We start from the raw sequence: 12,472 nt of genomic DNA on the forward strand, positions 1-12,472 counted from the left end.
CGATTACAGAACGCCCATCGCCTCGAGGCGTTCGGGCAGGTACGTATCCGTCACGAAGTCCAGTCCGCGCGCCGCGAGGGACTGCTGTTCCGCTTTCTTTCCGATCTCGAGTTGGAGTTCGATCTGCTCTTCCCAGTAGTCGGTCTGGAAGCGCGGATCGGAGAGTTCGCTCTCTAAGGCGTTGATATCCGAATCTGAGAGCGGGTCCGTCGGCAGGTCGTACTCGACGATGTCGGCCGGCTGGATGCCGATGTATTTCGCTTCGGGCGTCGCGAGGTACTCAGAGAGGTGTGCGGACTTGATCGAGCCGTAGGCGACCGAGCCGTAGATGCGGTAGGACCACGGGTCGCCGTCGGCGAAGACCGTCACCGGAAGTTCGAGTTCGTCGTGGAGCCGTCTGATCAGTCGTCGCGTCGCCCGCGCCGGCTGGCCGCCGAGGTGGACGATCAGGGCGTCGTAGTCGGCGTCGAATCCGTTTTCGACCAGTCGGTCTCGCATCCCGCCGGTCTCGACGCAGAGGACGAAGTCGGCGTCGTTGTCGAGGAACTCGATCGTGTCGGGGTTGTTCGGGATCTGGTAGCCGCCCTGGCCCACGTCGAGCTGACAGTGGATGTCGCGTTCGCCGCGGTTCGTCTGCTCGCGGATGTGGAGCGGCCCCATCACCTTCGCGCCCGACTCCTCGGGGCGCATGTGAAAGTCCTCGCGGGTGACCTCCGAGACGATCTCTAAGTCCTCGATCAATTGGTTGGACTCGTCCTGATCGTTGAATTGGGCGTTGTCGTTGTTCCAGCTTTCGGAGAGGTAGTACAACTCACGCAGCGTCGACGAGCGGTCTTCCTCGAGTTGGTCCGCGAGGAACTCGATCGTGTAGACGGCCTTGAGAAGCTTCTGAGCACCGCGAACCGAGTTCGCAGATCGTGTCGATGTCCGGTCGCCGTAGACCCAGACGCCCTTTTCCTCGTCGTACTCGATGTTGCTTTTCGTCCGGGTCGGGAGCGTCATGCTCGGAATCTCTCCCCCCTCGAACTGATCGTAAAACTCCGCGGCGAGGTCGATCAACTGTTCTCTTGCTTCCTGATTGGTGTCCGTACTCATTGGTCTGTCACCGTCAGTTTCTCACTTTCGACGCCGCTCACATCGAGGTCGAACGACGCGTCTGCCTCGATTTCGTATTCGAGAGTCGCTTCCTCGCCGCTCGAGACGTCACCGTCCCACTTGATGAACCACTCACCATCCATTTCGACGACGTTCGCGCCGTCGGACAGTTCGCGCGGTTCGGCGGTGACGATGTCAGTCAGTTCGAACGACTCGGTCGTGCTCGTGTGGTTCTCGACGACGATCGAGACCGACTGTCCGTCGCCGTTTTCCTCGAGTTCGCGTTCGACGAGCACGTTGTTCATGATCCGGGCGACGGCGTCGTCGATATTCGGCTCGGGATTGTCGGTCACTTCGGCGACCTTCTCGGCCATCTCCGGTAAGATCTGGCCGAGAACGCTCTGCTTGCGCCGGCGTTTTTCCATCGAGCGGCGCTTGTTGAGGTAGCTCTTGAGCTCTCGAGCGGCCTCGCGGATGGCGAGTTCGATCTCGTCTTCGATCTCGGGGACGTTCGCCACGGCGTCTTTGGACTCGCTCGTAAACGGCACGTTCGTCGACGCCACGTGGACCATGATCACTGCGGGACCGTTTGGCACTCCGGAGCCGCCGGGCTGGTCGAGCCCGTAGTTTCGCCAGCCGATCTGTTTGACGACGTCGGTCGTCGCACAGGCACCGCGCTGGTAGACCAACGGCACGCGGTTCGCGAATCGGAGCACGTCCGCGCTTCCCTCCGCCTCGAGGTCGTCGCCGTAGGCGATTCCCGCCTCGACGATGAACGGATCGCCGCCGGAAACCCCCGCGTCGCGCGTCGCAGCGGCGTAGAAGTCGGCGTCGAACTCCTTTCGCAGTCCGGCTTCGATGAGTTCGTCGGTGATCGGCGAGAGACACCGCGTCGGCGGTGCCATGATGTCTGTCGCGCGCATCCCGTCGACGAGTTGGCTCGAGGCATCTCGGTCCTCCGTGAGTTCTCGAACCAGCGGCGGGTCGTCGGGAACCGTCCGCATAACGCCCCAGACGGCCTCGACAACGTTCTCTCGAGCGGTGTCACCGAACGCGGCGTCGTCGTACTCCTCTGTCAACTCGGCGGCGCGGTCGACGGCCGAGCGCAGCGCCGCGTGGGTAAAGCGGTGGCGCAGGTCCTCCGCGTCTTCGAACTTGCCCGCGAGGCGTTCGGCGAAGGCGTGGATAACCGCGTCGTCCTTTCGCGTGCTCGTCGCGTCGTCGGCCAGCGCGTAGAGATCGGCGACGATTCGGGAGTCGCCGTCTGACTCGGCCTCCGTGGAACCGCTCTCGTCGGATTCGTCCCCGACGAGTTCGGCCCACGCAGCCTCGACGGCGTTCTCTCGCACCGTCTCGCCGAAGGTCGTTCCGTGCTCGTCCTCGGCCGATTCGGCGGCGGATTCGACGATGTCGACCAGTTTGTGGTGACAGATCCGCTCGCGGTTTTCGACGGTCGTGGCGATGGTTTCTGCAAAGTCCGCCGTCGCGGTCGCTCCCTTGTTCGCCGTGGCGTCTTCGATCGCAGCGGCGACGGCGTCCCCGTCGTCGGCAGTCGGGGTTTCCCAGGACATCTCCCGACCGAAGTGGCGGTCGCGGAACTCGTCGATGACCGAGGTCGCGGTCTTCTTTCCGACGCGAGTGAACTCCTCCTGGAGGAACCCAGAGATGCTGTGTGAGTCCGTCGCCGAGAGCATCTTCATCACGGTGCCGAGTTCGACGCCGTGGGGGTGGGGTCGGATCTCTTCGGTCTCCTCAGGCAGTTCGTCGGTCGCCCGTTCGGCCTTGAAGTGTTCACTCGGCTCCTTGAGCTCGAGTCGGGCGTGGGGGTTGACGACCGCCGTGTGCTTGATGTAATCGTGAAGCTGGGCCCGCGCACGCATGTTCGCCTCCATCTCGAGTTCGATGCGGGTGCCGTGGGGACGGTCCCACGAGGCGGTCTCTTCGACGCTGATCTCGGGCTCGTTGTCGTCGGTGTCGATGATCAGCTCGAAGTATTCCGCCTCGCTCGAGCCTTGCGTGCGACTCGTGATCTTGGCGGGTTTCCCGCTGGTCAGTTGCGAGTAGAGGACGGCCGCGGAGATGCCGATCCCCTGCTGTCCGCGAGACTGTTCGCGAGCGTGAAATCGCGAGCCGTAGAGTAATTTCCCGAAGACTTTCGGCAGCGATTCCTTCGTTAGCCCCGGCCCGTTGTCTTCGACGATCAGCCGGTAGTAATCGCCCTCCTCCTGAATTTCGACGTAGATATCGGGGAGAATACCGGCTTCCTCGGCGGCATCGAGCGCGTTGTCGACGGCTTCCTTGACGGCCGTCACGAGGCCTCGAGCACCGCTGTCGAAGCCGAGCATGTGCTTGTTCTTCTCGAAGAACTCGGCGATGGAGATCGCGCGCTGGTTTTCGGCCAGCTCTTCGGCGATCCCCTCCTCCTCGCCGAGTGTCGACTGGAACGACGTCATCGTTTCCCCTTATTAGCGGCGGGGCTAAAAGCTGTGTGCTACCGCGGTGAAAGTGATTGGTGCTCTCGGCCCGGCATCGTGAACCGGTCAACAGCCCTCACTCCGAGACTCGAGGACGGTTCACCAGCGAATCCGATCACCGGATACCGAGGTCACTCGACCGTCGCCCGGGGGTCGGCGGGCGCGGATTCCTGCTCGTCCGAGTCGAGGTGGACCGTCAATACGGGTACCGGCGACCGGCGAACGACCCGTTCTGCGACGCTCCCGAGCAGGAGTCGGTCGATCCCGCCTCGGCCGTGGGTCCCCATCACGACGAGATCGCAGTTTTCGGGCGCGGCCTCGTCGACGATGACCCTGCTGGGGGAGCCCTCGAGCACTTTCGTCTCCACGTCGACATCGGATGGGGCGAGTTCTTTCACCCGTTCGACCGCCACCTCGCCTTCCTCTCGGAGGGCGTCGGTGATGCCGTCCCACGCCGTCTCCATCGCGAGACGCCGTAACTCGCGGCGTTGACGACATACACCGCACGGATCGTCGCATCGTGGGTTCGGGCGAGTTCGATCGCGTACTCGAGCGCGTGCTCGCCCTCGGCCGAACCGTCGGTCGGAACGAGGATTCGATCGTACATCGTGATATGTTATCATACAACGCGCAGCAGTAATAACTGTGTTGTTCACCGTTCCGACGGAGTCCATCGTACAAACGTAACCATCGTGGCGTTCTGTCGAGTCTCGAGTGCGGTTTCGGACGGTATTGAGCATCTCCGACGGCCGGGTCGACGGCGACCGATAGCATTTTTCGCCACCGACCCGTTCACGGATCCGTGAACGTACGCGGGAGCGTCGCAGGCGAGGTCGACGTGCGAACGGTGACGACGAGCTACGGCGAGAGCGACCTCGCGGAAGTTCCGCTGCGGTTCGATCGACGCGAGGATTCGATGGCCCCAGCCGACACGTCCAGTTCCGGGTCCGACGGTGGGTCCCGTTCCGGGTCCGACGATGGATCCGGTTTCGAGTCCGACGATGGGTCCGATTACGAATCTGCGGATGCGTCCGACGGTGCGTCCGCGGGTGCGGGCGACGGGCGGGACGCCACGACGGTCACGTTGTGGGGCAAGTGGACCGAATCGGCGGAGCTACTCGAGCCGGGGATGGAACTGCTCGTGACGAACGTCGACGAAGACGAGTACCGGGGCGAGACGCAGTACTCGACGACGGGCGAGTCCTACGTCGTCGTCGAGCCGAGTTTCCTGGTGAACGTGACGGACGTCCGCAACTGGGTCGAGTGTCCGCGTCTGTACTACCTCAACAAGCTCTCGGGAGTGCCGCTGAACTATCCGGTCCTCAAGGGGACCATCGTCCACGAGGTCTTCGGCGACCTCCTTCGGGGACGGGACCTCGAGGCGGCGATCGACGAGCGGATCGACGAACGGGGCCTCGAACTCGGCTTACTGGGCGAAACACCCGAAGGCGTCGCCGAGGACGTTCGGGACAACGCCGCCGCGATCGAGGGCTGGCTCGAGCAGGGTCGCCTTACAGAACAAGATAGCTGGCGCTCGGAGCAACTGCTCATCAGCGAGACGTTCGGCATTCGCGGGCGCGCCGACGCCATCCGACGCGGTGCGCCGGTCGAACTCAAGACGGGCAAGAACCTGCGGAAGGATCCGCGATTCAAGGACAAGATTCAGGCCGCTTGCTACGCGCTCTTGCTCGAGGAACACGGTGGCGACGTCGACATGGGCACCTTGCTGTATACGAAAAACTCCGCACTCGATCGGAACGAAGAGACCGGCGACCTCACACCGGCGAAGGAGTTCACGATGGGCGAAGGTCTCCTGAAGTTCGTCGTTCGCGTGCGAAACGAGATCGCGGCGATGGAAGTCGCCGGCGACGTGCCGACGGGGTACGAAGGCGACGCCAAGTGCGAGTACTGCTTCGAACAGGACACCTGCATGGTCGTCTCCGGGCGACTGGACCAGGAGTCGAAGGCGGGCCAGATCGGCCAGTCGCTCCCGCCGGCGGAACTTGAGTACTTCGAGCGACTCTACCACGCCATCGAGGAGGAGCGCCGCGAGATCCACGCGGAGTACGCCAAACTCTGGGAGCAGGACCCGGAAGAACGCGCCGAGGACGACCGGGCGATCATCGACCTCGAGTTCGTCGAACGCCGGGAACTCGAGGGCGGCCGCTGGGAGCTGCGGACCCGCCAGCGCGGCGCGTCCACCTCCAAACTGCGCGAGGGGGACCTCGTGCTGGCAAGCGACGGCCACCCGGTGAGCGGCAACTCGGAACTCGCACGGATCGAGCGACTCGACGATGAGATCGTCCTCACGGCCGACGAACCCGTCGAGGTCACCCGGCTCGACGTCTATCCGTCCGAACTGACCACCGACCGGTTGCTCGTGGCGCTTCACGACGCACTGTTGAAAGGTGGCGACCGTCGCAAGGACGTCCTCTTCGGACGCGTCGACCCCGAATTCGACGATCCGGCTGAGACGTTCATCGACAACAACGACGCGCAGAACGAGGCCGTTCGAAAGGCGGTCGGGGCACAGGATTGCGCGTTGATCCATGGCCCGCCCGGCACGGGAAAGACCTACACCATCGCTCGGGCGATCCGCGCGATGGTCGAGCGCGGCGAGCGCGTGTTGCTCTCGGCGTTTACCAACCGGGCGGTCGACAACGCGCTCGAGGCCTTGCTCGAGCAGGGGATCGATACGACCGACGTGGTCCGGGTCGGCTCCGAAAGCGGCGTCCGCGAGGACATGCAGGCCCACCGGCTCGACTTCGCGGGCGATCCCGAAGAGCGCGTCGCGGAGCTACAGAACGCGCAGGTCGTCGCCGCGACGACCGCGACCTGCGGCTCGCGGGTCATGAAAGAGCAGGCCTTCGACGCGGCGCTCGTCGACGAAGCCGCGCAGTTGACCGAGCCGGGGACTTACGCGGCGATCAATCTCGCCAGTCGGTTCGTCCTCGTCGGCGACCACGAACAGCTTCCGCCGGTCGTCCAGGCCGAAAACGACCTGACGACGTCGCTGTTCGAGCGGCTCGTCGAGCAACACCCCGACGCCGGGATCATGCTCGACCGGCAGTACCGGATGAACCAGCGCATCCAGGCCTTCGCCTCGCGGGAGTTCTACGACGGCGAACTCCGCCCCGCGGAGCCGGCCGTCGCGACGCGGACGCTCGACGACCTCGAGGGCGTCTCCCGGGGAGAATTGCCTCCCGAGCTTCGGGATCCCGTGAGCTTCGTCCCGGTGGCGGGCGACGACAGCCAGTACACCGACGACGCCGAGGCCGCCCGGATCGCGGAGCTGATCGAACGGTACGAAGCCGCGGGCCTCGAGCGGTCCGATATCGGCGTCATCGCGCCGTTTCGCGCGCAGGTATCGAACATTTCGAACTACGTCCCCGACGATGTCGCCGTCGACACCGTCGACCGGTTCCAGGGCTCGAGCCAGGAGGTCATCGTCGTGTCCTTCACCGCGACCGGAACCCTCGAGGGACCGATATTCGAGGACTACCGGCGAATCAACGTCGCGTTGACGCGGCCGAAACGCGCGCTCGTGCTGGTCGGTGACGCCGACGCGCTCGAGACCGATCCGGTGTACGGCCGGATGCTCGAGTGGGCGCGCCAGTAGAACGTGTGATTTCAGCAATTTCATTTCTGCACTCAAGGCAGTGCTAAAATTTTCCATGAAGGCTGATTCGCCGTAGGAGCGGCGTTGATAGCCATTGTGGCCGAAAGGTACAACCGTCAATATAAGAAGAAACAGAGAAAGAAACATGATTGTCTTCGTGCAGGAAAACCCACTGGCGGGAGCGATTCTCGTTTTGCTCTGGATCGGCCTGCTCCTGTACCTGCTGTCGGCGTGCTGGTGGTTGCTCGAGACGGTTGTTCTGGCTCGCGGCTGGAAGACCGATTCCACCGACATCGAGTGGGGGTTCGACGATATTCAGGTGCGGATTCTGACGATCGACGCCGAGGAAGTCGTCCAGACGACGGTCGACGCCATCCCCGACGCAATCGAGGACGTTCGCGTGATCGCCGAGGCGGACCTCGAAATCGACGGTGCGACCGTCCACGTCGTCCCCGACGACTACGGCTGTACCGCGACGAACAAGGGACGAGCGGTCGAGTGGGCGCGCCGACACGTCTTCTGTGACAAAGAGTACGTCCTGTACTTGGACGAGGATACGCTCATGGCGGGGTTCAACGGGCTGCCAGACACCGACGTGGTTCAGTTTACCGAGAAACCGATCTACACCGGCTCTCGACTCTCCTATCTCAGCGAGGTATTCCGGATCGGCTACCAGTTCGAGCAGTTCGGATTCCACCGGCTCACCTACCCTCTCTACGCGTGGGGAGGCGGCATCGCCATCCGATCGTCCATCGAAGACGACATCACGTGGGATGTCGCGACGATCACCGAAGATACGAACTTCCTGTGGCGAGCGGCCAATACTCGAGACCTCTCCTATACGCTACTCAACGCTCGCTTTCGAAACCAGGCACCGCCGTCTCTCCGTGCGATGATCCACCAGCGCCGTCGCTGGATCTCCGGAACGATGGCGGACGGTCACATTCTCCCGAGGTGGTACCAACCGCTCTACTACACGCGGATCATCGCGTGGGCGTTTTCACCGCTCGTCGTGGTTCTCGCGCTCGTCGCGGCGATGCTCCCGGGTTCGATTCCGACGCTCGAGTGGTACACGCTGTTCTCGATCGGACTGGTTGGCATTCTGTTCGTCTACATGGCCGTTGGTCTCGTCGGCTATCGAAAGCACCCCGTCATCTGGCCGCTGTTGCTCGCGCTTACGCCGATCGCGGTCGCCGCCCACTCGATCGGTGCGCTGTGGGGGATCCTCAGCCCGGTCGAAACGTTCGAAGTGACCGAGAAGGTAACGCCGGACACGATCGAGACAGTCCACAGCGAACTCGAGACCGGCGATCTCGCGAAACACGATGGAACGGAGCGACTCGTCCGGGACTCCGAGAACGAGTTCGATATGAACGCGAATATCCTCGATGACGACTGATGCCTGAACTCGAGTTCACGTCGGCACTCGCGGACGCCTCCAGAACGCGGTCGCCACACTGGTTAGTCCCACTGCCGAAGGGACACGACCGCATCGCACCGAACTGACAGCCACGCGTCCTCGGCGGCGTGCTCGACGAGTCGAAACCGAGGGACGGTGTGTCCGTGATCGATCGTCGCCCGAACACAACCTGGCTTGTCCGTGTCCGTCGATTCTCGAGGCTCGTCTCTGCCCATACTTGTGCCATGATAGCATTGGACATAAACACACCGTGTGAATGCCTCGAGTCGTCCGCACCAACTTGCAAATACAACTCGAACGGGCGTAATCGGTATGAGAAATACGAAGCTATCACAATTAGACGGATCCTCCCGATAACCCGGACACATCTTGCATTATATCCCAGATAGTCAGCAGAGAGTGACGATCCGTTCAAATTCATACAAAGGTCTATAGCGATCCCTTTCCCAGTAGCGACAATGGGCCTCGTTCGGCCGCTCGCTTCTCGAGTCAGCGGACGCCCGCTACTCGCACTCATCGGAGCGGTGTACGTCGCGTTGGCGATCGGCTGGACGATCGGACAGCTGATCGACGGCGAGATGCTCGTGAACCTCCTGGTCGTGCCGCTGATGGTCGGTACTCCGGGCGTCGTGCTCATACTCGGGGCGTATCGACTCCCCCAGACGGACATCGATTCGGACTTCTACCGAGTCGTCGGCCGATGGTGTCTCGCGAGTATCGGTGCGATAATCGGCGTCCTCGTCGTCTACCACGTCCAGCCGGCCGACGACCTTAGCAATCCGAGGCGGAGTATCCTCATTCTCTCGGCGTTGAGCAGCGTCGCAGGCTTCGGCGTCGGCATTCACGACGCGCGAGCGAAGACGCGAGCGCGCGAAGTGGCAAAACGGAACCGGGAACTGCGGCGGGTGCGGGCCGAACTCGAGCGCTCTAACGAACGCCTAGAGCAGTTCGCCTACACCGCCTCTCACGACCTCGAGGAACCGATCCGGATGGTCACCAGCTATCTCTCCTTGCTCGAGGACCGGTACGCGGACGACCTCGACGAGGACGCCGAGGAGTTCATCGAGTACGCAGTCGACGGCGCAGAGCGCATGAAGGCGATGATCGACGCACTCCTCCAGTACTCCCGGGTCGAGACGCGAGGGGAGCCTCTGGAGCCGGTTGACCTGGATGAGGTGCTCGCGACCGTCAGGAAGAATCTCGAGGTCCAGATCGAGGAGAGCGACGCCAGCATCGAACCCGAGGCGTTGCCGCGAGTGTTAGGCGATCGGGGACAACTCCAGCACGTCTTTCAGAACCTGTTGAGCAACGCGATCGAATACAGCGAGGATGAGCCGCCTCGCGTTACCATCTCCGCTGACCGCGAGGACTCGATGTGGACCGTCTCCGTCCGAGATCGCGGTATCGGAATTCCCGCGGAGCATCAGGAGAGCGTCTTCGAGGTTTTCGAGCGCCTGCACGCACACGAGGAACACACAGGTACCGGTATCGGCCTCGCACTCTGCAAGCGGATCGTCGAGCGCCACGGCGGGGACATCTGGGTCGACTCCGAACCCGGCGAGGGCGCGACGTTTTCGCTCACGCTCCCCGCCGTGTCCACACGGCACGAACTCGAGCCGAGTCATTGGGGGAACTGACGGGACCCGTCCCACCTGACCCGCCGACTCGCTGTTGCAAGCACTAGTTACTCACCGCAGATACGCATCCGTCAACGCATGCGAACCGTCGTACACATTCCCTCGGGAGACGAAGCCGAACAGGAGACCGGACTCGCCATCGCGCGCAACTTACTCGAGGACGAAACCGACAGTATCGATGATGTCGCCCTCGTCGCTCAGGGCGGTGGGATTGCGACCGTCAGGGCCGACGGCGACACCGTCGACGAGATCGAAGCGCTGCTCGAAGACGGCGTCGCGGTGAACGCCTGTTCGAATACGCTCGAGATGATGGATCTCGAGGAGTCGGATCTCGTTTCGGGCGTCGAAACCGTTCCCGAGGGCGCGGTCGAAGTAACCCGTCTGCAGGACGAGGGGTACGCGTACGTGCGGCCGTAGGGTGGGTTGCGGACGCGACGAACCGGTGTTGATCGAGGCAGAGTCCGGATCGACTCGTCTCGACGGGCCACGGCAGTTAAACGACAGCGGTGCGAAGTATGTGGTATGGGTACTCGAGTCGTGGACGCCATGACTGAAGACGTCGTTACCTGTGGGGCCGACACTGCACTCGAGGCCGTCGCAGAGCGGATGCTTCGCCACGGAATCGGCAGCGTCGTCATCACGACGGAGGGGAACTCGTACGGAATCGTCACGGAGACGGACGTCGTCTTCGCGACCTACCGAACGGGGGCGTCGCTCGCGGAGATTCCGACGCGAACGGTCGCGAGCCATCCTGTCGTGACCGTCGAACCCACACAGACGCTTCGATTCGCAGCGAAGCGGATGCGCGAGGAGGAAGTCAAGAAACTCGTCGTCGTCGACGGCCTCGACATCACGGGCATCCTGACGACGCAGGACCTGATCAGCCACTACGGCGAGCTGACGAAGGAAGTCGAAGATATTCGACGGAACAGCAACCGACGGACGAACAAGTGGCCGCGTGAGGAGTTCTGATTACTGCTCGGTGATACTGATTCCGTCCGGCTCGAGGCGGACGCCGACGCCGTTAGGTTTCGTCTGGAAGACCTCCGCGTGGGAGTCGATGTCGTCGACGCCCGCACCGACTTCGAACTCGCCGCTGTCTGGCAAGCATCTGAACTCGCGCTGTTCGCCGTCGGCCAGGGTGAGATCCTCGAGGAAGACGACCTCGTCCGAGTTTCGCACCCGGAGTCGAACCGTCGCATCCCGCGAGAGGCCGTTCTCGACGACGACCGTATTACCGCCGCCGACGATGCCTCCGACCGTCTGCTGTGCTCTGGCCGCGATAGCCGACGCGCGCGAGCGGAACGCCTCCCGGTTGTTCTGGTAGACGAGGAGGATGCCGACGAGCGCGAGCAGTCCGAGCACCGCTGCACCGAACTGAATCGGCGAGATCCGATCGAGCAGTCCCTGGCTAGACGACCCCTCGATAGTAGCGCTCCGTTCGACAGCCGACGAAGCGTTCAACGACTCGTTGTTGGTCGTGATCCCGTACGTGTACTCGCCGCTCTCTTCGGGCCGTTCGAATTCGGCGGCGACGGCTTCGGTCTCGGACGACTCGAGCGTGAGTTCCTCCTCGAACATCGTCTCACCGTCGAGTACGAACTGGACTGTCTGGGTGTCGGTCAGATCCCCGACGTTCGTTATGTTCCCGGACATCGACACGTTCGAGCCCGGATCCGACGCCCCGACCAACTCGAGGTCGCTGGCCTCGAACATCGACCGGTTCGCCGTCACGTTTTTCGAGACGTGGCTCGTGTTCGCGGTGAGTTCGACGCCCGAGGACGCGTTTGCCGTCAGGTCGAACGAGAACGTTTCTTCGGTTCGTTCCGATGCGTTGAGCAGGAATTCCCGCGTCTGTGTCGCGTTCGAGACCACGTTGTCCGGGTCCGTGACACTCACGGTGAGATTCTGTGACTCCGGCACCTCGCCGTCGTTCTCGACACGTACCGTCGCCTCGAGCGGTTCGCTCGAGGAGACCGTCTCGTCGAACTCCTCGAACTCGAGGTTTAGGTCTCGGTGGATATCGGTCACGTTATCCCCACCAGGTGTTCGGATAGAGACGTTCTCTATCGGCACGGTGCTCTTGTTGAGTTCCAAAGAAAACGTTTCCTCGTACGGCGATTCATCGATTGTCACGTCTCGTTCCTCAATAACGGTCCCGTTGACCAAGAATTCGGCCGGGATGTCCGTCTCACCGTTCAGAAAGTCAGACAACGTCGTTTCGTCG

At 62.8% G+C, this 12,472-nt stretch carries 9 protein-coding genes and 1 pseudogene; 5 read left to right on the top strand and 5 right to left on the bottom strand.

The features are described from left to right. Nucleotides 1-3: 3 nt before the first annotated feature. From EL22_RS09605 to EL22_RS09615, 3 genes and pseudogenes are all read right to left on the bottom strand, one after another. Nucleotides 4-1,095, bottom strand: a complete 1,092-nt coding sequence (locus EL22_RS09605; RefSeq protein WP_050051296.1) for a DNA topoisomerase IV subunit A — start codon at nucleotides 1,093-1,095, stop codon at nucleotides 4-6. Beyond that, nucleotides 1,092-3,548, bottom strand: a complete 2,457-nt coding sequence (locus EL22_RS09610; protein WP_050051297.1) for a DNA topoisomerase VI subunit B — start codon at nucleotides 3,546-3,548, stop codon at nucleotides 1,092-1,094. Before EL22_RS09610 ends, EL22_RS09605 begins: the two co-directional genes overlap by 4 nt. A gap of 152 nt (nucleotides 3,549-3,700) precedes the next feature. Beyond that, nucleotides 3,701-4,176 (bottom strand): annotated as a pseudogene (locus tag EL22_RS09615) (universal stress protein). Nucleotides 4,177-4,371: 195 nt separating this feature from the next. Here EL22_RS09615 and EL22_RS09620 point away from each other — a divergent pair. Together EL22_RS09620 and EL22_RS09625 are read left to right on the top strand one after the other, a co-directional pair. Further along, entirely contained in the window at nucleotides 4,372-7,188 is a 2,817-nt protein-coding gene (locus EL22_RS09620) for an AAA domain-containing protein (RefSeq protein WP_050051298.1), read from the top strand. Nucleotides 7,189-7,333: 145 nt separating this feature from the next. Further along, nucleotides 7,334-8,587 carry a glycosyltransferase family 2 protein gene (locus tag EL22_RS09625; protein WP_050051299.1) on the top strand — a complete coding sequence of 418 codons (1,254 nt, stop codon included), beginning with the start codon at nucleotides 7,334-7,336 and terminating at the stop codon, nucleotides 8,585-8,587. 62 nt (nucleotides 8,588-8,649) lie between these two features. On the opposite strand, the gene EL22_RS17165 is transcribed toward EL22_RS09625, so the two are convergent. After that, complete coding sequence (locus EL22_RS17165; protein ID WP_156184091.1) at nucleotides 8,650-8,823, bottom strand: hypothetical protein; 174 nt, start codon at nucleotides 8,821-8,823, stop codon at nucleotides 8,650-8,652. Between the two features lie 243 nt (nucleotides 8,824-9,066). On the opposite strand from EL22_RS17165, the gene EL22_RS09630 reads away from it, so the two are divergent. From EL22_RS09630 to EL22_RS09640, 3 genes are all read left to right on the top strand, one after another. Next, complete coding sequence (locus EL22_RS09630) at nucleotides 9,067-10,245, top strand: ATP-binding protein (protein ID WP_050051300.1); 1,179 nt, start codon at nucleotides 9,067-9,069, stop codon at nucleotides 10,243-10,245. Nucleotides 10,246-10,323: 78 nt separating this feature from the next. Further along, complete coding sequence (locus EL22_RS09635; RefSeq protein WP_050051301.1) at nucleotides 10,324-10,662, top strand: DsrE family protein; 339 nt, start codon at nucleotides 10,324-10,326, stop codon at nucleotides 10,660-10,662. 129 nt (nucleotides 10,663-10,791) lie between these two features. Then, nucleotides 10,792-11,217: a CBS domain-containing protein gene (locus EL22_RS09640; RefSeq protein WP_231587922.1), complete on the top strand. Its 426-nt coding sequence runs from the start codon at nucleotides 10,792-10,794 to the stop codon at nucleotides 11,215-11,217. Here EL22_RS09640 and EL22_RS09645 read toward each other — a convergent pair whose 3' ends face one another. Continuing rightward, complete coding sequence (locus EL22_RS09645; RefSeq protein ID WP_050051303.1) at nucleotides 11,218-12,459, bottom strand: hypothetical protein; 1,242 nt, start codon at nucleotides 12,457-12,459, stop codon at nucleotides 11,218-11,220. Between the last annotated feature and the right edge of the window lie 13 nt (nucleotides 12,460-12,472).

This window comes from Halostagnicola sp. A56 (assembly GCF_000691505.1).
Taxonomy (GTDB): Archaea; Halobacteriota; Halobacteria; order Halobacteriales; family Natrialbaceae; genus Halostagnicola.

What these genes read in the sequence shown, in the direction of transcription:
- EL22_RS09605 (WP_050051296.1), bottom strand. Translation starts at nt 1,095, where the DNA reads ATGAGTACGGACACCAATCAGGAAGCAAGAGAACAGTTGATCGACCTC.
- EL22_RS09610 (WP_050051297.1), bottom strand. Translation starts at nt 3,548, where the DNA reads ATGACGTCGTTCCAGTCGACACTCGGCGAGGAGGAGGGGATCGCCGAA.
- EL22_RS09625 (WP_050051299.1), top strand. Translation starts at nt 7,334, where the DNA reads ATGATTGTCTTCGTGCAGGAAAACCCACTGGCGGGAGCGATTCTCGTT.
- EL22_RS17165 (WP_156184091.1), bottom strand. Translation starts at nt 8,823, where the DNA reads ATGGGCAGAGACGAGCCTCGAGAATCGACGGACACGGACAAGCCAGGT.
- EL22_RS09630 (WP_050051300.1), top strand. Translation starts at nt 9,067, where the DNA reads ATGGGCCTCGTTCGGCCGCTCGCTTCTCGAGTCAGCGGACGCCCGCTA.
- EL22_RS09635 (WP_050051301.1), top strand. Translation starts at nt 10,324, where the DNA reads ATGCGAACCGTCGTACACATTCCCTCGGGAGACGAAGCCGAACAGGAG.
- EL22_RS09640 (WP_231587922.1), top strand. Translation starts at nt 10,792, where the DNA reads ATGACTGAAGACGTCGTTACCTGTGGGGCCGACACTGCACTCGAGGCC.